This window comes from Microbacterium sp. EG9, assembly GCF_059759475.1.
Genome location: NZ_CM186217.1, coordinates 2,923,674 through 2,943,179 on the forward strand (window position 1 = coordinate 2,923,674; position 19,506 = coordinate 2,943,179).

The window sequence follows — 19,506 nt, forward strand, 5'->3', positions numbered from 1 at the left end:
GGTTCTCTCTCTGGGTTCTCGGGTGGGATGCGGAGCGCTACGCGCGCCGGAGGAGACGTCGTAGCCACGCGCGCCGTACGCGGCGGGCTTCGCGCGACAGCGGTAGCCACGGCGCCATGAGGTCGAACGCGTGCGTGCCGCCCGGCCACACGTGCAGCTCCGCGTCGCCCCCCGCGCGCCAGATGGCATCGGCGAACGCGACGCACTCGTCGCGGAAGGTCTCGGCGGAGCCGACGTCGATGAAGGTCGGCGGCAGACCCGCGAGGTCGTCGGCGAGCGCGGGCGAGGCGTAGGCCGACACGCGCCCGGCTCCGTCGGCGCCGCCGAGGTACGCGGCCCAGGCGACCTCGTTGGCCGCGCGGTCCCACGACCCGTGGCCCGCCATCTGGATCGCCGAGGCCGACGCCGACCGGTGGTCGAGCATCGGCGCCTGCAGCAGCAGGCCGGCCGGCCGGGGACCGCCGTGGTCGCGGGCGTACAGTGCGAGCGCCGCCGCGAGGCCCGCCCCGGCGCTCACCCCGGTGAGGACGATGCGGTCGGAGTCGATCTGCGCGGGCGCGTCGGGACCGGCCAGCCACCGCAGGGCGGCCATGGCGTCGTCGAGCGCGGCGGGGAAGGGATGCTCGGGAGCGAGCCGGTAGTCGACCGACACCACGGCGCAGCCGACGCGGTCGGCCAGCGCGGTCACGGCGGGCATCTCCGAATCGGGGGTGCCCGACACGAGGCCGCCGCCGTGCAGGTGCAGCAGCACGGGTACCGGGCGGGGGCACTCCACCGGCAGCGAGACCACGACGGCCACCTCGCCCGCCGCGCCCGGGATCGTGCGCGCAGTGCGCGTGAACGCTCCGTGCTGCGTGAGGTCCGTCATCGGCGCCACTGTCGCGCTCTCGCGCACCCGCACGATGTCGTCGGGGGTGATCGAGACGACGATGTCGTCGAGCTCGTCGAAGGCGCGGGCGACACCCGGGTCGAGCGGCGGCCGCGGGCGGGCTGACGGCGGCGGCGGCGTCATCCCTTCACCGCACCCTGGAGCAGCGCCGCGACGAACTGCCGCTGGAACACCAGGAACACGATCAGGGTCGGCAGCAGGATCAGGATCGACCCGGCGCACAGCAGCGGGATGTCGGTGCCCCACTGACCCTGGAACGCGCCGAGGGCACCGGCCATCGTCCGCTTGGTCGGGTCGTCGACGAGCACGATCGCGAGGAGGAACTGGTTCCACGTCCACAGGAACAGCAGGATCGCGAGCGAGGAGATCGCCGGACCCGACAGCGGCACGTGGATGCGCCAGAACAGCTGCCAGGTGCTGGCGCCGTCGGTGCGGGCGGCCTCGGTCAGCTCGTGGGGCATGTTGACGAAGTGCGCCCGCATCCACATGACGGCGAACGGCATGAACAGGCCGATCAGCGGCAGGACGATCGCCCACTGGGTGTTGAGGAGCCCGTAGCTGCGGATCTGGTAGTAGATCGGCACGATGATGCCCTCGATCGGGAGGGTCAGTCCCAGCACGAACACGACGAAGAGGGTGCGCGACAGCGGCACCTTGAGGTGCCCGAGCGCGAATCCGGCGAGCGTCGCGGCGAACAGGCTCACGGGCACGACGCCGAGCTCGATGAGGATGCTGGAGCCCAGCATCTTCAGCATGTCGGCCGACTGGAACGCGAGGAGGAAGTTGTCCCAGTGCGGCTCGTCGGGCCAGGACAGCCCCGCCGGGTAGGTCCCGGGGGCGTGCAGCGCGGTCACGAACAGTGAGATGAACGGGATGATCGTCAGCGCCATGACGACGATGAGCAGGAGGCGGCCGGTCCACACCTCGACGGCGGAGGTCTTCATCAGCTCTCGTCCTTTCCGCGGGTGAGCTTGTTCAGCGGCAGCACGACGGCGAGCACGAGCAGGGTGAGCACGACCGCGAGGGCGGAGGCCTGGCCGACCTGCCGCTCGAAGAACGCGAGGTAGTAGATCTCCAGACCCGGCACCATCGTGCTGCGGCCGGGGCCGCCCTGGGTGGAGATGTAGATGATGTCGAAGCTGCGCAGGGCCCCGATGACGGTGATGAGCACGGCGACGCCGAGCTCCTGCCGGATGGCGGGCAGGGTCACCGTGAAGAACTCGCGGATGGGCCCCGCGCCGTCGATGCGCGCGGCCTCGTAGAGGGCGGGATCGATCTTGGTCATGCCGGCGAGCAGCAGCAGCATGCACAGGCCGAGCGAGACCCACGCGCCGATCACGCCGACGGCGGGCAGAGCGGTGTCGAAGTCGCCGAGCCACGCGCGGGTGATCCCGCCGAGCCCGATCGCGCTGAGGAACTGGTTGACCGCACCGTCGGCGGCCAGCAGCCACGTCCACATGATGCCGGCGGCGACCAGCGGGATGACCTGCGGGAGGAACAGGACGGTGCGTGACACGGAGGCCAGACGACTGCCCCCGAGCTTGCGGATCAGCGCAGCGGCGACGAGCCCGACGGTCACCGGGATGATCGAGAAGTACAGGATGAGCGTCAGCGCGTTGACGATGGGTCCGAGCAGCTGCGCGTCGGTGAAGATGCGCACGTAGTTGTCGAGCCCCGCCCACGTGGCGGTCGTGACCCCGTTCCAGTCGTAGAACGAATACTGCACCGTCGAGGCGAGCGGCACGAGCACGAAGAGCGCGTAGAAGACGAAGGCGGGTGCGATCAGCGCGAGACCGACAACCGCCTCCCGCGACCACCGCGCGCGTCGAGCGCGGTGGTCGCGGGCCGGGGCGGCCGCACGGTCCCGCGCAGCCCGGGCCTGCCCGGGCTGCGTGGACGTGCTCATGGGTCAGCCCTTCTTGCTGCTCAGATAATCGGTCTGCACCTGGGTCAGAAGGCCCGCCGGGGTCTGCTTGCCCGCGAACAGCTCCTGCAGGTTCGGCGTGAGGCTCTTCGCGTAGATCGAGCCGGTGGCGTTGGCGATGAAGTCCATCGAACCGTTGTTCTGCGAGAGCTGCGCGCCCGCGGCCAGGGTCTCGGCCGTCACGGTGCCCTCCTTGACGGCGGGCATGAAGGCGTCGGCGGGACCCATGGGGTGCGATCCGCCCTTCTCCACCGCGATGGTGCGCGCCGTCTCGTTCGTCGCGACCCAGTTGAAGAAGAACGCGGCGCAGTCGGGGTGCGCGGCCTTCGCCGACACGCCGTAGGTGAGCGGAGCCGACATGGCGCCGTTCTGGCCGCCCGCCTCGAGCGGGGGCGACAGGAAGAAGCCCACGTCGCCGGGCATCTGGGTGTCGAAGTTGCCCGACTCCCAGTCGCCGTCGAAGATGAACAGGCTCTGGCCGCTCGTGAAGCGGCTGATCATCTGGGAGTAGTCCATCGAGTTGGCGTCGTCGGCGAAGTAGCCCGCCGTGATCCACGAGTCGAGGTGCTCCGCGGCCTTGACGTTCTCCGGAGTGTCGATCGTGGCGTCGTCCTTGAGGAAGATCCAGTCGTTGATCGCGCTCGGCTTGCCATAGCTGGCCATCAGCGCCTGGAGCGGGAAGGCGAGCCCGCCGGTCGCCCCGCCGTTGAACTGCGCGATCGGCGTGATCCCGGCATCCTTCGCCTTCTTCAGGTAGGAGTCGAACTCGTCGAGCGTCGTCGGGGCGGAGGTCATGCCGATCTGCGCGGCGAGCTTCTTGTTGTAGAAGACGCCGGTGACCGAGTAGTTGACGCCCATCGCGTAGAGGGAGCCGTCGCCGCGCTGACCCTTGTCGTTGACCCGCAGCTGCTCGAGCTGCGACGACGGCCACTGGTCCCACCCGTAGCCCTTGGCGTAGCCGTCGAGGTTGTAGAGCAGGTTGTCGTTCACGAGGTCGACGATCGTGGGCAGGCGCATGATGTCCGGCGGCGAGTCGACGAGCACACGCGGGGCGTTCTGCGTGATGACCGCGAACTGGTCTTCACGCGTGTCGAACGTGACGTTCGGGAACTGCTTGGTGAACTCCGCCGTGAGGTCGTTGAACAGCGGGAATCCGGTCTCGACGTACGCGCTGAGGGTGACCGGATCGGTTCCACAGCTCAGGACCACGTCGCTGGACGCGGCCGGGGTGCTGGAGGTGTCGGCCCCGGGAGGAGCGCAGGCGGTGAGGGCCACTCCTGCGATCACGGTCGTGGCGACGACAGCGGAGGCGCGCATGCGCTTCGTGTTCGACATCATTGTCTGCCTTTCCATGCAGTTTCTCGGTGCGAGGATGGAGTTTGCTGCTATACCGATTCAGCTCGCGTGCTAAAACGTACTAGCGGAGATCGACGCGCGCAACCCCCTCATCGAACCGGGGACGCCGACGACGGAATCAGGGAGGACCGCGTGGTCAGGAAACGGGTGACCCTGTCGCAGGTCGCACAGGAGGCGGGGGTCGCGGCATCCACGGCCTCGCTCGTGCTGGCGGGCCGCGCCGACGAGCTGCGCATCTCCGCCACGGCGCAGGAGCGCGTGCGCGAGGCGGCCCGCCGGCTCGGGTACCGGCCGAACGCGCTGTCGGCCGGCCTGCGCACCGGCTCCACGCGCACGCTCGGCTTCGTCTCGGACTCGGTCGCGTCGTCGCAGCTGGCGGGCGAGATGATCCGCGGCGCCATCGAGGCCGCCCGCGCCCGGGGCTACATGGTCTTCGTCGGCGAGACGGGCGGCGACGGCCAGCTCGAACGCGACCTGCTCGACGCGATGTTCGACCGCCAGGTCGACGGCATCGTGCTCGCCACCATGCTCACCCACGCCCGCACGATCCCCACCGCCGCGACGCGGATGCCGACGGTGCTGCTCAACATCGAACCCGACGGCGAGACCGATCTCGTGCAGGTGCTGCCCGACGAGTACCGCGCCGGCCGCGAGGCGGCGCGGCTGCTGGTCGACACGGGCCACCGCCGCATCCACCTCATCGGCGTCGGGGACGACCCGGCGCACGCGCACCCGTTCGCCCTCGCCGCGGCGCAGCGCCTGCGCGGCGTGCTGGACGTGCTGGCCGAGCAGGGGCTGCGCGTGGCGTCCGCTCAGCCGGCCGGCCAGTGGCTGCCGCCCGAGGGCTTCCGCCTGACCACGGCGCTCGTCGAACGGGGCGAGCCCGCCGACGCCCTGCTGTGCTTCAACGACCGGCTCGCGATGGGCGCGTACCAGGCGCTGCAGGAGGCCGGGGTACGGGTGCCCGACGACGTGTCGGTGCTGTCGTTCGACGACACCCCGTTCGCGCGCTGGCTGCGACCCGGGCTCACGACGTTCGCGTTCCCGCAGCGGGCGCTCGGCCGGCGGGCGACCGACGAGCTCATCGACCTGATCGAGCGCGCCCGCGACGACGGGGACGAGGCCGCGGGCCCCGGCGCGGCCGTGCACCTGATCCCGCTGCCGCTGCGCACGCGCGAGTCGGTCGCCGAGCGCGGCTGACCGGGGGACCTCAGACCCGGAACACCGAGTGGACCGGGCCGCACACCTCGCGGCCGCCGAGCTCGACCAGCTCCATGAGCACGGCGGTTCCCGCCAGCTGCAGCCCCAGCTCGTCCAGGAGCTGCTGCCCCGCGCGGAGGGTGCCGCCGGTCGCGAGGATGTCATCGACGAGCAGCACGCGCGTTCCCGGGGCGAGGTCGGCGCTCATCTCGATCTCGGCCGTGCCGTACTCGAGCGCGTAGGCGACCGACGCCGCGGGACGCGGCAGCTTGCCCGCCTTCCGGATCGGCGCCATACCGACGCCGGCCGCGATCGCGACGGTTCCCGCGAGCATGAAACCGCGGGCCTCGATGCCCGCGACGACGTCGAAGCGCCCCGCGAACGGCTCCACGACGGCATCCACCACCGTGCGCAAGGCGACGGCGTCGGCCAGCAGAGGCGAGATGTCGCGGAACAGCACCCCGGGTTCGGGGAAGTCGGGGATGCCGGCGATGAGCGATTCGGCGTGGGCGAGAGCCTCGGAAGTCACCGGTCAAGGCTAGCCGCCGGTACGCGCGGCCCCGCGCGCGTAGCCGCGGCCCGGGTTTCTCGGGGGGCGCGGCGGGGGTTTGTCGGGGGCCGCGGGGCGGGGCGCGTGACGAACGTCGGAGTTCCGGTCGACCCCGGGCCGGGTGGCGCCGTGTCGGCGGCGGCCGGCGGCGTATCTCCGACGCTCGTCACGGGGCCGGGCGGCGCGGCCCGGGTTTGTCGGGGGCGCGGCGGGGCGCGCCGGGCGCGGCGGGCGCGGGGTTAGTCGGGGGCCGCGGCGCGGCGCGTGACGAACGTCGGAGTTTCGGTCGGGCCCGGGCCGGGTGGCGCCGTGTGGGCGGCGGCCGGCGGCGGATCTCCGACGCTCGTCACGGGGCCGGGCGGCGCGGCCCGGGTTTGTCGGGGGCGCGGCGGGGCGCCGGGTTAGTCGGGGGCCGCGGCGGGGCGCGTGACGAACGTCGGAGTTCCGGTCGGGCCCGGGCCGGGTGGCGCCGTGCCGACGGCGACCGGCGGCGGATCTCCGACGCTCGTCACGGTGGGGTGGCGCGGCCGCCGGGCAATCGACCCGGCAGTTGGCCGACCCGCGACCCGTGTCCCACGACGCGTGGACCCGTGACCCCGTGCGCAAGCGCTTGCGCTATCCTGGTGCGCATGACGTCGCAGCTGACCTCCTCCCTTCCCGACATCGGCGAGAGCCGCCCGGGCGCCGAATGGTGGCGCACCGCGGTGATCTACCAGATCTACCCGCGGTCGTTCGCCGACGCGTCCGGCGACGGCATCGGCGACCTTCCCGGCGTGACCGCGCACCTCGACGACCTGCGCGCGCTCGGCGTGGACGCCGTGTGGCTGAGCCCCTTCTACCGTTCGCCGCAGAAGGATGCCGGCTACGACGTCGCCGACTACTGCGACGTCGACCCGCTGTTCGGCACGCTCGCCGACTTCGACGCCATGCTGGCCGCCGCGCACGACCGCGGCATCCGCGTGATCGTCGACCTCGTGCCCAACCACAGCTCCGACCGGCACGTCTGGTTCCAGGAGGCGCTCGCCGCGGCCCCCGGCAGTGCCGCGCGCGCCCGCTATCTCTTCCGCGACGGCAAGGGCGAGAACGGGGAGCTGCCCCCGAACAACTGGGAGTCGGTCTTCGGCGGCCCGGCCTGGACCCGCGTCACCGAGGCCGACGGCACGCCGGGCCAGTGGTACCTGCACCTGTTCGACACGAGCCAGCCCGACTTCGACTGGTCCAACCCCGAGGTGCAGGAGGAGTTCCGCGGCATCCTGCGGTTCTGGCTCGACCGCGGCGTCGACGGCTTCCGCGTCGACGTGGCGCACGGTCTGGTCAAGTCCGACGGCCTGCCCGACCACCTGCCCGCCGTGGATGCCGACAGCATGGGCGGCTCCGACGAGGACGTGCCCTACTGGGGGCAGGACGGCGTGCACGAGATCTACCGCGACTGGCATCGCGTGCTCGCAGCCTACGACGGCGACCGCGCCCTCTGCGCCGAGGCATGGCTGCCGACCGTCGACCGCACGGCGGAGTGGGTGCGCTCCGACGAGATGCACCAGGCGTTCAACTTCCCCTACCTGATGACCGAGTGGGATGCCGCGGCCATCCGCGAGGTCATCTCCGAGTCGCTGCGCGCGTTCCCCGCGGTCGGCGCCCCGGCGACCTGGGTGCTCTCCAACCACGACGTCGTGCGCCACGCGTCGCGGCTCGCGCTGACCGCCGAGAACCCGCAGGGCCACGGCATCGGTCCCGACTCCCCCGGTCAGCCGATCCCCGAGGTGGGGCTGCGCCGTGCCCGCGCGGCGACGGCGGTCATGCTGGCGCTTCCGGGCTCCGCGTACCTCTACCAGGGCGAGGAGCTGGGTCTTCCCGAGGTCATCGCGCTGCCGCCGGAGTCGCGGCAGGACCCGACGTGGTTCCGCACCGACGGCGAGCGCTACGGCCGCGACGGATGCCGCGTGCCGATCCCGTGGACGGCGGATGCCCCGGCCTACGGCTTCAGCCCCGACGTACAGTCGTGGCTGCCGCAGCCCGCCGAGTGGGCCACGCTCGCCCGCGATGTCCAGGAGGGCGACCCCGATTCGACGCTGTGGCTGTACCGCACGCTGCTCGCGACGCGACGCGCGGAGGGCCTCGGCGGGGCGAGCCTCGAGTGGCTGGACGGCTACGGCGACGACGTGATCGCGTTCCGCTCGGGCGCGGTCACCGTCATCGCCAACGCCGGCACCTCCCCGGTCGCCCTGCCGTCGGGCACGGTGCTGGTCGCCAGCGAGCCGTTCGACGGCGCGGAGCTTCCCGCCGATGTCGCGGTGTGGATGCTCGCGGACTGACATGACCGGCATCGAGGAGGTCGCGCGCGCCGCCGGCGTCTCCACGGCGACGGTGTCGCGCGCCCTCAGCGGCCGGGGCCGGCTGTCCGAGGCGACCCGCGCACGCGTGCGGGCCGCGGCCGCCGATCTCGGGTATGTCGTGTCGGCCGCGGCATCCACGCTCGCCTCGGGGCGCGCCGAGAACATCGGCGTGATCGTGCCGTTGCTGGATCGCTGGTTCTTCGCGACGGTGCTCGACGGCATCGCCGCGCAGCTCGCGCCCCGCGGCTACGACATGACGCTCTACAACCTCACCGACGACCCCGCCCAGCGGCGCAACCTGTTCGAGACGTCGCTGCGGCGGCGGCGCGTCGACGGCCTGATCGTGCTGTCGGTGGAGCTGAGCGCCGACGAGCTGCGTCAGCTCGACGATCTGCCCGTGCCGGTCGTGGGGCTCGGCGTGCCGCACGCCGAGCTGAACGGGCTGCGGGTCGACGACACGGCGGTGGGCCGGCTCGCGACGGCGCACCTGCTCGCGCTCGGGCACCGCGACATCGTGCACCTCGGCTGGAGCCTGCCCGACGATGCGGGCGAGACGCTCGACATCCCCACCCGGCGGCGTCGCGGGTTCGCGCAGGCGATGACGGATGCCGGGGTCACGGCGCCCCGTTTCGTCGCGGCCGACTTCACCGTCGACGGCGCGCGGCGCGTCGCGCGCGATCTTCTCGCGGGCCCCGACGCGCCCACGGCGATCTTCGCCGCGTCCGACGAGATGGCGTACGGCGTCCTCTCCGCGGCCCGCGAGCTGGGCATCGAGGTGCCCGGCCGGCTCTCGGTCATCGGCGTCGACGGGCACGAGCTGGGGAGCCTGTTCGACCTGACCACGATCGCGCAGTTCCCGCATGCCCAGGGCGAGCGGGCCGGTCAGGCGGTTCTCGCGGCCCTCGGCGTCGACGGGGTGCCGATACCCTCGGCATCCCTGCCCTTCGAGCTCGTCGCCCGGGGTTCCACCGCGCCGCCGCGCTGACCGGCCCGGCCGGCGGGCGCGCCGTGCTCCCTGTTCCGTATTCCGTCTCCGCCGCGGCCGCTCGGCGCCCGTGCCGCGGAACGACGCGCGCCGTGCCGGATGCCGCGTCCGCCCAGACTGAATACGGCATGGGCATGCCGTAGCGCGACGCCGCGTACTCTCGATGGCATGAGCATCGACCTCGAAGCCCTCTACATCGACCTGCACCGCCACCCGGAACTGTCCTTCCAGGAGACCCGCACCGCGGGCGTCATCACGCGCGAGCTGACGGCGCTCGGGCTCGACTACGTCGAGGGCCTGGGCACGACCGGCGTCGCGACGAGCATCACCGGCACCGGCGCGGGCGAGGGACCGGTCGTGTGGCTGCGCGCCGACATGGACGGCCTGCCCGTCGCCGAGCAGACCGGACTCGCGTACGCGAGCACGGCCCGCGGCATCGACCCGGCGGGCACCGAGGTGCCGGTCATGCACGCGTGCGGACACGACATGCACGTGACCGCACTGCTGGGCGCGCTGGAGCGGCTCGCCGCGACGCGCGACGAGTGGTCGGGAACCGTCGTCGCTGTGTTCCAGCCCGCGGAGGAGTACGGCGCCGGGGCGCAGGCGATGATCGCCGACGGCGTGCTCGACCGCTTCCCGAAGCCCGACATCGTGCTCGGCCAACACCTCACGCCGCTGCCCGCGGGCACCATCGGCGTGCGCCCGGGAACGCAGATGGCCGCCTCCGACGGCCTGACGGTGCGCCTCCTCGGACGCGGCGGGCACGGATCGCGCCCCCACGCCACGATCGACCCGGTCGTGATGGCGGCGGCGACCGTCATGCGCCTGCAGACCATCGTGTCGCGCGAGATCGATCCGCGGGAGATGGCCGTCGTCACCGTCGGCTCGATCCACGCCGGCCTGAAGAACAACATCATCCCTGCCGAGGCGAAGCTCGAGCTGAGCCTGCGCTACCCCGACGATGAGGCGCGCGCCGACGTGCTGGCACGGGTGGAGCGCATCGTGCGGGCGGAGGCCGCGGCATCCGGAGCGGAGCAGGAGCCGGTCATCACGACCGACCACTCGCTCCCGCCGACGATCAACGACCACGAGGCCACCGCGCGCCTGACCGCCGCCTGGGACCGCGCCTTCGGCGAGGGCACGGTCGTTGACCCCGGCATGTTCACCGGCAGCGAGGACGTCTCGTGGTTCGCCCGCGAAGCGGACGTGCCGCTCGTGTACTGGTTCTGGGGCGGGCTCGACCCCCAGCAGTTCGCGGATGCCGTGGCCCGCGGCACCGTCAACGAAGACATCCCCACCAACCACTCGCCGTTCTTCGCGCCGCTGCTGCACCCCACCATCGAGCGCGGGGTGGACGCGCTCGTCGTCGCCGCCCGGGAGTTCCTCGGATGAGCCTCGAAGACCTCTTCGGCCCTCAGCCGGACGAGCCGGAACGACCGTCACCGGCGGGGCGCGAACCGAAACCCCCGCGCGAGCCGAAACCCCCGCGCGAGCCCCGCCCGCCGCGCGAGCCGAAACCGCCTCGCGAACCGCGCCCGCCGCGCGAGCCGAAACCGCCGCGCGAACCGCGCGATCCGAGTGACGGCCGATCGCGCGGCACGCTCGTCCTCGGCATCGTCGCGGGCGTGCTGGCCGTCGCCGTGGTGGCGGTGCTCGGCTTCGCCCTCACCCGCCCGTCCGAATCGGCGGAGCCCGCGGGTCCCGCGCCCGCCGATTCGTCCGCGGCGGCGTCGGTCCCGGCATCCACCCCGACGCCGACACCCAGCCCGACCGACGCGACCGCCCTGGGGCTCACGCTGTCGGCCACCGGCTTCACGCTGCAGACGAGCTCCGGGGCCCCGCTCACCTACCGGTGGGCGGACGATCCCACGGCCGCGATCGCCGCGCTGACGACGGCCTTCGGAGCCGCCCCCACCCAGCGGACGCAGGCCGGCGACGGCTCGACCCTGCCGGACTACACGGTGTACTCGTGGAGCGGCTTCTCGCTGTTCGAGATGGTGCCGACCGCGGCGCTCACGCGCGAGAGCTTCTCGCAGCCCGCCTACGCGCTGTTCACCGCGAACGAGGTCAACGGGGTCGCGATCACGGCGGAGTTCGGCCTGAAGATCGGCATGACCGCGGACCAGGTGCGGGCGCTGACGCCGCCGCCGGCGAGCGAGACGGCGCGCGCGTCCGGCAGCATCCGTTTCGGGTTCGACCCGCAGCGGTCCTCGTTCAAGAACGGCGTGCCGTCGTACAGCGTCTTCGCCGACACCGACGGCGCGGACGGCCCCGTCGGGACGATCCTGTACTTCTACGCGCCGCAGTAGCCGCCGCCGACGGGGCGGCCGCCGGTCCGGTCGTCCCGTCGCGCGTTCACGACTGCGGAGCGCCGTGCCCCGCCTCCGCGGAGGAGCCCTCCGGCGCGGTCGCCGCGACCGTCTCTCCGGCCCGACCGCTCTCGCGTGCGTCGACGAGCTGCTGGCCGGTCAGCAGCCCCGGCAGGCCGCGCCCGCCGCGCGTGGTGAACACGAGCACCACGGATGCCACGACGAACACGAACTGGGCGATCGACCAGGGCGCGGGCAGCAGCCCGAGCAGGAGGTACCCGCCGATCCCGGTCAGGAAGCGCAGCGGCCGTGACACCGGGGCCGGCAACGGCCCGCCCCGGTAGCGCAGCTCGACGGCGAGATCACCGGGTGTGCGACCCGTCGCGAGCACCACGACGGCCCAGACCGCGATCGGCGACGCCGTCATGACGAAGCGGCCCGCGGCGCCGTCGAGCACGGCGGCGTGATCGCGCACGACGTACTCCAGGAACACCTGGACCGCGATCGCCGACCCATAGGCGACGAGGCCGCTTCCCAGCAGGTCGCAGAACATCGCGAGCAGTCGCCGCCCGCGCGTGACCGGATGCGGACGCGACCCGGCATCCGCCACCCGGCTGCCCCACAGGCGTCGGGGCACGAGGAAGCCGACCAGCGAGCCGACGACGGCGCCGACCGTGTTGGTCAGCAGGTCGTCGACGTCGAACACGCGGTACGCGCACGGGTACAGCCCCCACACGCCGGTCAGCTGCGTGGTCTCGATCGTCAACGACACGAGGGCGCCCGTGACGAAGGCCACGAGGATGCCGCGGCCGCCGAGCACCCGGAGGAAGAAGCCGAGCGGCGCGAACAGCAGCACGTTCAGCGCGAGCTGGAGGACGGCGAAGTCGGTGAGGCTCCGCGCACCGCGCAGGTCGTCGACGAACGCCCAGACATCGAGGTTGACCCCGGCGCAGGCGTACACCTCGGCGTCGGGAAGGGGAAGGAGCGTATACGTCCAGATGGCCCAGAAGTAGACGAGGGCGGCCGCCCACAGCGCGAAGCGGCCGACGGTGAGACGCCCGCGACGGCGGTAGCTGAGCGCCACGAAGGGCACGAACAGCACGATCCCGACGACGAATCCGATGCCGATCGCGACCGCACCGGAGTAGACCTCATTCCCCATGCTCCGATCCTCTCAGCCGCGCGCGCGGATTCTCACGCACGCCGGGATTGCGCGGCGTCGCGCGACCGCGTAATGTCGCCCGCCGTGACAGACGACAGTCGCGGCCCCGGCGAAGAGACGCCGATCGCCAAGCGCATCCTGATCGGCGAGCCGCTGACGAGCGAAGAGCTCGAGGGACAGCTGCTCCCCAAGAAGATGGCGCTGCCCATCTTCGCCTCCGACGCCCTGTCCTCGGTGGCGTACGCCCCGCAGGAGCTGCTGATGATCCTCCTCATCGGCGGGACGGCCTTCCTCGCGCTCAGCCCGTGGGTGGCGACGGCCGTCGTGGCGCTGCTGATCGTCGTCGTCCTCAGCTACCGGCAGCTCATCAAGGCCTACCCCTCCGGCGGCGGCGACTACGAGGTCGCCCGCACCAACCTGGGCGAGAAGGCGGGCGTCGTGGTGGCGGCCGCGCTGCTGGTGGACTACATCCTCACGGTCGCCGTGTCGGTGGCCTCGGGCGTCGACAACATCATCTCGGCCCTGCCGAACCTCGATCCGTGGCGGGTGGAGCTGGCCGTCGGCTTCGTGATCCTGATCATCCTCGTCAACCTCCGCGGCGTCCGCGAGGCCTCGACGGCGTTCGCGATCCCCACCTACCTGTTCATCGGGTCGGTCATGCTCATGATCGGCACCGGCCTCGTGCGGTGGATGCTGGGGGATGCGCCCATCGCCGAGAGCGCCCAGTTCGCGGTGCAGGCGGAGGATCTGAGTCAGGCCGCCCTCATCCTCCTGGTGCTGCGCGCGTTCTCCAGCGGCTGCTCCGCCCTCACCGGCGTCGAGGCGGTGTCCAACGGCGTACCCGCCTTCCGCCAGCCGAAGATCCGCAACGCGCAGACGACGCTGGTGCTGATGGGCTCGATCGCGATCACCATGTTCGCGGGTCTCACGATCCTCGCGCTCGTCGCCGGGGTCCACTACTCCGAGGACCCCTGCCGTCTCATCGGCTTCAACTGCCAGGCGCTCGTGCAGCCCAGCCTCATGGCGCAGGTGGCCGCGGCCACCTTCGGCGGCGGCAGCATCCTGTTCTACGTCGTGCAGGCGGCCACGGCGGCCGTGCTGCTGCTCGCGGCGAACACGGCGTTCAACGGCTTCCCGCTGCTCGGCTCGGTGCTCGCCCGTGACGGCTACGCCCCCAAGGCGCTCAACACGCGCGGCGACCGGCTGGTCTACTCCAACGGGATGATCGTGCTCGGACTGGCCGCCGTGCTCGTGCTCGTGATCTTCCAGGCGAAGCTGACGACGCTGATCCAGCTGTACATCATCGGCGTGTTCGTGTCGTTCTCGCTGGGCCAGCTCGGCATGGTGAAGCACTGGCGCCGGGAGCTGCGTCTCCTTTCGCCCAAGGCGGTCAAGCCCCGCCGCGAGGCCGTGTCGGGCCTGCTGATCAACTCGCTGGGCGCGACGTTCACGATCGTCGTGCTGGTGATCGTCACGATCACCAAGTTCACGCACGGCGCCTACCTCGTCTTCATCGCGATCCCGCTGCTGTCCTTCCTGATGATCGGCGTGCACCGGTACTACCGCGACGTCGAGCACGAGATCGCGATGGACGACGACGTGCACTACGGCTCGACCGGTGACGTCGCGATCGTGCTCGTGGGCAAACTGCAGAAGCCCACGGCGAAGGCCGTCGACTACGCACTGTCGGCCAAGCACGAGAAGACGCTCGCGGTGCATGTCGCCGTCACCGCCGAGGAGGCGCGCGACGTGCAGGACGAGTGGCAGTTCCACCGGATGCCGATCCCGCTCCTGGTGATCGAGTCGCCCTACCGGCAGTACGCGGCGCCGCTCGCGCAGTTCATCGAGCAGTACCGCAAGAAGCACGGCCCGTCGGTGATCACCGTCTACCTGCCGCAGTACATCGTCGGCCATTGGTGGGAGACCTTCCTCCACAACCGGCGGGCGCGCCGCATCGCGCAGCAGCTCATGCTCGTGCACGGCGTGCAGATCACCCTCGTGCCCTGGCTGCTGGACTCGTCGGAGCTCATCTACGGGCGCCGTTCGCGGCCGCTGCCGGGCGACGACCGCGCCGGGCGCATCACCTCGTACGGACTCGTCGCCCACACGGACGACGACCACTGAGCGGCCGAGGCCCGGCCGCGCTCCGGAGCCGTGCGCTGTGCCGGGGCGTAGCCTAGAGGGGTGACTTCCGCGACCGCGTCCCCCGTTTCCGCCGCACCCGTGGCGGCCCTCGACGCCTCCGCGATCAAGAGGGACTTCCCGATCCTCGGCGAGCAGGTGAACGGGCATCCCCTCGCCTACCTCGACTCCGCCGCCACCAGCCAGAAGCCGCTGGCCGTGCTCGACGCGGAGCGCGACTTCCTCACCCACGCGAACGCCGCCGTGCACCGCGGTGCCCACACGCTGGCCGCCGAGGCGACCGAGCTCTTCGAGGACGCCCGGGCGACCGTGGCGGGCTTCGTCGGCGCGCAGCCGGAGCAGCTCGTGTGGACGAGCGGGGCGACCATGGGCCTCAACCTCGTCGCATACTCGATCGGGAATGCGGGACTGATCCGCCCCGGCGACGAGATCGTCACGACCGCCGTCGAGCACCACGCGAACCTCATCCCCTGGCAGGAGCTCGCCGCCCGCACCGGCGCCGTGCTCCGCCACATCCCGGCCCACGACGACGGCACCCTCGATCTGGAAGCCGCGGCATCCCTCATCGGCGAGCGCACCCGCGTCGTCGCGTTCACGCACGTGTCGAACGTGCTCGGCATCGTGAACCCCGTGGCCGAGCTGATCGCCCTCGCCCGCGCGGTGGACGCGATCACGGTGATGGATGCCTGCCAGTCGGCCCCGCACCTTCCCCTCGACCTGCCGGCGCTCGGCGTGGACCTCGCGGTCTTCAGCGGCCACAAGATGCTGGGGCCCTACGGCGTCGGCGGTCTGTACGGACGAACGCCGGTGCTCGAGGCGCTGCCGCCGTTCCTGACGGGCGGGTCGATGATCACGACGGTCACGCTCGACCGGGCCGAGTATCTGCCGCCGCCGCAGCGCTTCGAGGCGGGCACGCAGCCCGTCGGGCCGGCGATCGGGCTGGCCGCGGCCGTGCGCTACCTCGACGGAATCGGCCTGGAACGGATACATGCCCACGAGAGCATGCTCGCGGAGCGCATGCGCGCGGGGCTCGTGGAGATCCCCGGCATCCGCCTGCTCGGCGACGCCGCGGGGGTGGAGCGCGTGGGGTTATGGGCGTTCGACGTCGACGGCGTGCACGCGCACGACGCCGGGCAGTATCTCGACGCGCTCGGCATCGCCGTCCGGGTCGGCCATCACTGCGCCGCGCCCCTGCACAGCCGTTACGGCGTCACCGCGAGCGTGCGCGCGAGCACGGCGCTGTACAACACGACCGACGACGTCGACCGCCTGATCGAGGCCGTCGGCGGCATCCGCCCCTACTTCGGAGTCTGACATGAGCGATCTCGACGCCCTCTACCGCGAGCTGATCCTCGATCACTCCAAGCACCCGCAGCACTTCGGCCTGGCCGATGAGGGCGATGCGCCCGCCGTCGCCGGCACGATCGGCACCTCGTACCAGAAGAACCCCGTCTGCGGCGATGAGATCACCCTCCGCGCCCGCGTGGACGGCGAGACGATCGCCGACGTGCAGTGGGAAGGTCGCGGCTGCTCCATCTCGCAGGCGTCGGCCTCGATGCTGGCCGACCTCGTCGCGGAGGAGGGCCTGACCCGCGCCGAGGCGCTTCAGCTCGTCGAGGGGTTCCGCGAGGCGCTGCGCTCGCGCGGCACGATCGAGCTCGACGAGGAGGTCTACGGCGACGCCGCCGCCCTGTCGGGGGTGTCGAAGTTCTCCGCGCGCGTCAAGTGCGCGATGCTCGCCTGGGTCGCCCTCGAGGACGCGATCGCCAAGGCCTGACCCTCTCTTCTTGCCGAGCCGCTACGCCGCGGCCGAGCCGCTACGCGCCGGCCCGCCCGCGGCATGGCGGCTCGCACACGGCGTGGCGGCTCGGCGGCGGAGGGCGGCGGGGTTACTCGGCCAGGAAATCCAGGGCGGCGGCGCGGAAGACGCGCGAGCCGGGGGCGTTGAAGTGGTGGCGGTCGGGGATCTCGACGAAGCGGCCCTGCGGGCACGCCGCGGCGAGCGCCTTCGAGCCCTCGATGATGCCGTCGAGCGATCCGGTGGCGAACATCACCGGCTGCTGCGGCGCGTGCGCGGGGTCGGGGTCGACGGTCTTGGAGGACCGCATGCCCTCCGCGATCGCCAGCAGCGCGCGCAGGTCGTTGCCCGGCACCCGCTCGGTGAGCGCGATGTAGTTCTGCGTGACGCGATCGGTCACCGGGGTGCCGTCGGCGATGAGGGCGCGCACCTGAGCGAGGTCGAGGCGCGCGAGCGGGATGCCGTCGGGGACCCCGCCGAGGACGGCCCGCGGGATGCGCGGGGCGATGTCCTGCACGACCTCCCACCCCACCCGCGCCCCCAGCGAGTAGCCGACGTAGGACGCCTCGTCGACGAGGTAGGTGTCGAGCATCGTCTCGACGTCGCCGGCGAGCTGGCGGATGTCGTAGGCGCTCGGCTCATGCGGCTTGTCACTCGCGCCGTGACCGCGCTGGTCGAGCGCGAGCACCCGGTAGCCGGCGGCGGTCAGGTCGCGCACCCACCCGGTCGCGACCCAGTTGTCCTTCGTGCTCGAGGCGAACCCGTGCACGACCACGACGGTCGGCGCGTCCTCGTCACCCCACGAGTACGTCGCGATGCGGTAGCCGTCGCCGACCATGAGGTACTGCGGGTCGGGCATCTGCGTGAGGTTCTGAAGGGGAGCTGTCACGGTATCCATCCTGCCGCCTCTGCGGTCGCCGCGACGCTGCGGTGCGCGTCAGTCCTCGACGCGCACCTCCTTCCAGAACGCGACGTAGCCCGAGAAGTCCTTGCCGACCCGGGCGATGCCGCTCTCGTACGGGTGCGGATACGCCCAGGCGCGGTCGGCGAGCAGGCCGTCGGCGCCGCGCACCGAGTAGTACTGGCACTCGCCCTTCCAGGGGCACGTGTAGGGAGTGGGACTCTCCTCCAGGAGATCCCAGTTCACGCTCGACGGCGGGAAGTACCAGTTGCCCTCGATCGAGATGAGATCGTCGCGGTCGGCCTCGGCCACCGTCGCATCGCCCAGAACTGCCTTCATCGCGTCCTCCGCTTCGCTCGGGTCCCACCCTTCCACCGCCGGGGCCGGGCCGCAACGAGGTCGGCGGCCGGCTGCTGCGGCAGCGGGATGGGCTGGGTGACCACGGCATCCACCACCATCGACCCGTCGGTGGGACCGATGACGGCGATCGGGGTCGTGAGGGTCGGCTCGTCGGGATCGACCGGCATCCGCTCGAGGGCGCGGTGGGCGCGGACGTAGGCGGGGATCAGGATGACCGCGGCGCCGATCCAGGCGAGCGGATTGCTCCACACCACGCCGACGAAGCCGAAGAGGTGGCCGAGCACGACGGCGGCGCCGACGCGCATGACGAGCTCGACGAGGCCCGTGACGGTCGGGATGATCGTGCTGCCGAGGCCCTGCAGCGTGCCGCGCAGGATGAACAGCACGCCCAGCGCGGTGTAGCTGGCGCCGTTGATGAGCAGCATCAGCGCGGCGAGCTGCACGACGGTGTCGCTGCCGTCGCCGACGAACAGACGCACGAGCGGCGCACCGAAGGCGATCAGCAGCGCCCCGAGGACGACGGCGGCGATCAGCGCCATCCACACGGCCTGCACGACGCCGCGGCGGATGCGGTCGGGACGGCGCGCACCGAGATTCTGTGCGGCGTACATGGATGCCGCGAGCCCGAGCGACTGCAGGAGCGCGACGGCCAGGCCGTCCACGCGCGACGCTGTCGTGTAGGCGGCGACGGCATCGGCGCCGAGGGTGTTGAGCGCCACCTGCACCGTGAGGGTGCCGATCGCGATGATCGAGGCCTGGAAGCCCATCGGCAGGCCGAGGCGGAGGTGCTCGGTGAGATCGGCGCGCGTCACCCGCCAGTCGAGGCGACGCATGTGCAGCACCGGCAGCCGGCGCCGCACGTACTCGAGGCACAGCAGCACCGACAGCGCCTGGGAGACGACGGTCGCCAGCGCGGCGCCTCCGACGCCGAGCTCCAGCGGGCCGACCATGACGATCACGAGGGCGACGTTGAGGGCGCACGCGATCGTGAGGAACACGAGCGGGGTGCGCGAGTCGCCGATGGCCCGGATGATCGCCGACAGATAGTTGAAGCCCATGATGGCGCCGGCCCCGAGGAAGCTGATCTGGGCGAACACGGTCGCCTGCTCCATCAGCTCGGGCGGGGTCTGCAGCAGGTGCAGCGCGGGGCCGGCGAGCAAGGGCGCCGCCACGGTCAGCACGAGCGTCGTGAGGGCGGTGAGGACGGTCCCCGCCGCCACCGAGCGTCGCACCGCGCCGAGGTCGCGCGCGCCGAATGCCTGCGCCGTCGGAATGGCGAACCCGCTCGTGAGGCCCCATGCGAAGCCGAGCAGCAGGAACAGCAGGCTTCCCGTCGCGCCGACGGCGGCGAGGGCGTCGACGCCGAGGTGACGGCCGACGACGATGGCATCGGCGAACTGGTAGAGCTGCTGCACGACGTTGCCGATGAGCAGGGGAACCGCGAAGGCGAGGATGACGCGCCAGGGGCTACCGGTGGTGAGAGAACGTGACATACGACCGGGTTCGAGACGGGGGCGGAAACGGCGAAAGGCGCTCCGGAGGGGAGCGCCGGCTCTCAGGCTATCGAATCGATTCGGAGGACGCAAGCCCCGGCATC

At 72.0% G+C, this 19,506-nt stretch carries 17 protein-coding genes; 8 read left to right on the forward strand and 9 right to left on the reverse strand.

The window, feature by feature from the left end:
- Positions 1 to 37: 37 nt before the first annotated feature.
- Genes AC6CQV_RS13765 through AC6CQV_RS13780 form a run of 4 tightly spaced genes read right to left on the reverse strand, consistent with a single transcriptional unit; the run spans position 38 to position 4,166 of the window.
- Positions 38 to 1,012: an alpha/beta hydrolase gene (locus tag AC6CQV_RS13765; protein WP_498259757.1), complete on the reverse strand. Its 975-nt coding sequence runs from the start codon at positions 1,010 to 1,012 to the stop codon at positions 38 to 40.
- Positions 1,009 to 1,833, reverse strand: a complete 825-nt coding sequence (locus tag AC6CQV_RS13770) for a carbohydrate ABC transporter permease (RefSeq protein WP_101305284.1) — start codon at positions 1,831 to 1,833, stop codon at positions 1,009 to 1,011. Before AC6CQV_RS13770 ends, AC6CQV_RS13765 begins: the two co-directional genes overlap by 4 nt.
- Positions 1,833 to 2,795, reverse strand: a complete 963-nt coding sequence (locus AC6CQV_RS13775) for a carbohydrate ABC transporter permease (RefSeq protein WP_061782430.1) — start codon at positions 2,793 to 2,795, stop codon at positions 1,833 to 1,835. Before AC6CQV_RS13775 ends, AC6CQV_RS13770 begins: the two co-directional genes overlap by 1 nt.
- Positions 2,796 to 2,798: 3 nt before the next feature.
- Positions 2,799 to 4,166: an ABC transporter substrate-binding protein gene (locus tag AC6CQV_RS13780; protein ID WP_232783962.1), complete on the reverse strand. Its 1,368-nt coding sequence runs from the start codon at positions 4,164 to 4,166 to the stop codon at positions 2,799 to 2,801.
- Between the two features lie 135 nt (positions 4,167 to 4,301).
- Between AC6CQV_RS13780 and AC6CQV_RS13785 the strand changes: the two genes are divergently transcribed.
- Positions 4,302 to 5,369, forward strand: a complete 1,068-nt coding sequence (locus AC6CQV_RS13785) for a LacI family DNA-binding transcriptional regulator (RefSeq protein ID WP_498259758.1) — start codon at positions 4,302 to 4,304, stop codon at positions 5,367 to 5,369.
- A gap of 10 nt (positions 5,370 to 5,379) precedes the next feature.
- Here AC6CQV_RS13785 and AC6CQV_RS13790 read toward each other — a convergent pair whose 3' ends face one another.
- The gene (locus tag AC6CQV_RS13790) at positions 5,380 to 5,898 is read right to left on the reverse strand and encodes an adenine phosphoribosyltransferase (protein ID WP_498259759.1); all 519 of its coding nucleotides are present in this window, start codon (positions 5,896 to 5,898) and stop codon (positions 5,380 to 5,382) included.
- Between the two features lie 650 nt (positions 5,899 to 6,548).
- Here AC6CQV_RS13790 and AC6CQV_RS13795 point away from each other — a divergent pair.
- From AC6CQV_RS13795 to AC6CQV_RS13810, 4 genes are all read left to right on the forward strand, one after another.
- Positions 6,549 to 8,231: a glycoside hydrolase family 13 protein gene (locus tag AC6CQV_RS13795; protein ID WP_498259760.1), complete on the forward strand. Its 1,683-nt coding sequence runs from the start codon at positions 6,549 to 6,551 to the stop codon at positions 8,229 to 8,231.
- A gap of 1 nt (position 8,232) precedes the next feature.
- Complete coding sequence (locus AC6CQV_RS13800) at positions 8,233 to 9,237, forward strand: LacI family DNA-binding transcriptional regulator (RefSeq protein ID WP_498259761.1); 1,005 nt, start codon at positions 8,233 to 8,235, stop codon at positions 9,235 to 9,237.
- Positions 9,238 to 9,405: 168 nt separating this feature from the next.
- Positions 9,406 to 10,629 (forward strand): amidohydrolase, encoded by a 1,224-nt coding sequence (locus tag AC6CQV_RS13805; RefSeq protein ID WP_498259762.1) that lies wholly within the window; start codon positions 9,406 to 9,408, stop codon positions 10,627 to 10,629.
- 233 nt (positions 10,630 to 10,862) lie between these two features.
- Positions 10,863 to 11,546: a hypothetical protein gene (locus tag AC6CQV_RS13810; RefSeq protein ID WP_498259763.1), complete on the forward strand. Its 684-nt coding sequence runs from the start codon at positions 10,863 to 10,865 to the stop codon at positions 11,544 to 11,546.
- Positions 11,547 to 11,592: 46 nt separating this feature from the next.
- Here the strand turns inward: AC6CQV_RS13810 and AC6CQV_RS13815 are convergent, their stop codons facing one another.
- Complete coding sequence (locus AC6CQV_RS13815) at positions 11,593 to 12,708, reverse strand: VanZ family protein (protein ID WP_101305278.1); 1,116 nt, start codon at positions 12,706 to 12,708, stop codon at positions 11,593 to 11,595.
- Positions 12,709 to 12,780: 72 nt separating this feature from the next.
- On the opposite strand from AC6CQV_RS13815, the gene AC6CQV_RS13820 reads away from it, so the two are divergent.
- The 3 genes from AC6CQV_RS13820 to sufU are packed head-to-tail and all read left to right on the forward strand — an operon-like array spanning position 12,781 to position 16,627.
- Positions 12,781 to 14,832 carry an APC family permease gene (locus AC6CQV_RS13820; protein WP_060960512.1) on the forward strand — a complete coding sequence of 684 codons (2,052 nt, stop codon included), beginning with the start codon at positions 12,781 to 12,783 and terminating at the stop codon, positions 14,830 to 14,832.
- A 60-nt stretch (positions 14,833 to 14,892) separates the two neighbouring features.
- The gene (locus AC6CQV_RS13825) at positions 14,893 to 16,164 is read left to right on the forward strand and encodes a SufS family cysteine desulfurase (protein WP_498259764.1); all 1,272 of its coding nucleotides are present in this window, start codon (positions 14,893 to 14,895) and stop codon (positions 16,162 to 16,164) included.
- Between the two features lies 1 nt (position 16,165).
- On the forward strand, positions 16,166 to 16,627 hold the full coding sequence (gene sufU, locus AC6CQV_RS13830; protein ID WP_060960514.1) for a Fe-S cluster assembly sulfur transfer protein SufU: 462 nt from the start codon (positions 16,166 to 16,168) through the stop codon (positions 16,625 to 16,627).
- Between the two features lie 112 nt (positions 16,628 to 16,739).
- On the opposite strand, the gene AC6CQV_RS13835 is transcribed toward sufU, so the two are convergent.
- Genes AC6CQV_RS13835 through AC6CQV_RS13845 form a run of 3 tightly spaced genes read right to left on the reverse strand, consistent with a single transcriptional unit; the run spans position 16,740 to position 19,402 of the window.
- Entirely contained in the window at positions 16,740 to 17,546 is an 807-nt protein-coding gene (locus AC6CQV_RS13835; RefSeq protein WP_060960515.1) for an alpha/beta fold hydrolase, read from the reverse strand.
- A gap of 39 nt (positions 17,547 to 17,585) precedes the next feature.
- Complete coding sequence (locus AC6CQV_RS13840) at positions 17,586 to 17,888, reverse strand: DUF427 domain-containing protein (RefSeq protein ID WP_060960516.1); 303 nt, start codon at positions 17,886 to 17,888, stop codon at positions 17,586 to 17,588.
- On the reverse strand, positions 17,885 to 19,402 hold the full coding sequence (locus AC6CQV_RS13845; protein ID WP_060960517.1) for an MATE family efflux transporter: 1,518 nt from the start codon (positions 19,400 to 19,402) through the stop codon (positions 17,885 to 17,887). Before AC6CQV_RS13845 ends, AC6CQV_RS13840 begins: the two co-directional genes overlap by 4 nt.
- Positions 19,403 to 19,506: the final 104 nt, after the last annotated feature.

Bases quoted from the DNA above. Each gene is read 5' to 3' on its own strand.
- AC6CQV_RS13765 (WP_498259757.1), bottom strand. From the start codon at position 1,012: ATGACGCCGCCGCCGCCGTCAGCCCGCCCGCGGCCGCCGCTCGACCCG.
- AC6CQV_RS13770 (WP_101305284.1), bottom strand. From the start codon at position 1,833: ATGAAGACCTCCGCCGTCGAGGTGTGGACCGGCCGCCTCCTGCTCATC.
- AC6CQV_RS13775 (WP_061782430.1), bottom strand. From the start codon at position 2,795: ATGAGCACGTCCACGCAGCCCGGGCAGGCCCGGGCTGCGCGGGACCGT.
- AC6CQV_RS13780 (WP_232783962.1), bottom strand. From the start codon at position 4,166: ATGGAAAGGCAGACAATGATGTCGAACACGAAGCGCATGCGCGCCTCC.
- AC6CQV_RS13795 (WP_498259760.1), top strand. From the start codon at position 6,549: ATGACGTCGCAGCTGACCTCCTCCCTTCCCGACATCGGCGAGAGCCGC.
- AC6CQV_RS13800 (WP_498259761.1), top strand. From the start codon at position 8,233: ATGACCGGCATCGAGGAGGTCGCGCGCGCCGCCGGCGTCTCCACGGCG.
- AC6CQV_RS13805 (WP_498259762.1), top strand. From the start codon at position 9,406: ATGAGCATCGACCTCGAAGCCCTCTACATCGACCTGCACCGCCACCCG.
- AC6CQV_RS13815 (WP_101305278.1), bottom strand. From the start codon at position 12,708: ATGGGGAATGAGGTCTACTCCGGTGCGGTCGCGATCGGCATCGGATTC.
- AC6CQV_RS13820 (WP_060960512.1), top strand. From the start codon at position 12,781: ATGTCGCCCGCCGTGACAGACGACAGTCGCGGCCCCGGCGAAGAGACG.
- sufU (WP_060960514.1), top strand. From the start codon at position 16,166: ATGAGCGATCTCGACGCCCTCTACCGCGAGCTGATCCTCGATCACTCC.
- AC6CQV_RS13835 (WP_060960515.1), bottom strand. From the start codon at position 17,546: ATGGATACCGTGACAGCTCCCCTTCAGAACCTCACGCAGATGCCCGAC.
- AC6CQV_RS13840 (WP_060960516.1), bottom strand. From the start codon at position 17,888: ATGAAGGCAGTTCTGGGCGATGCGACGGTGGCCGAGGCCGACCGCGAC.
- AC6CQV_RS13845 (WP_060960517.1), bottom strand. From the start codon at position 19,402: ATGTCACGTTCTCTCACCACCGGTAGCCCCTGGCGCGTCATCCTCGCC.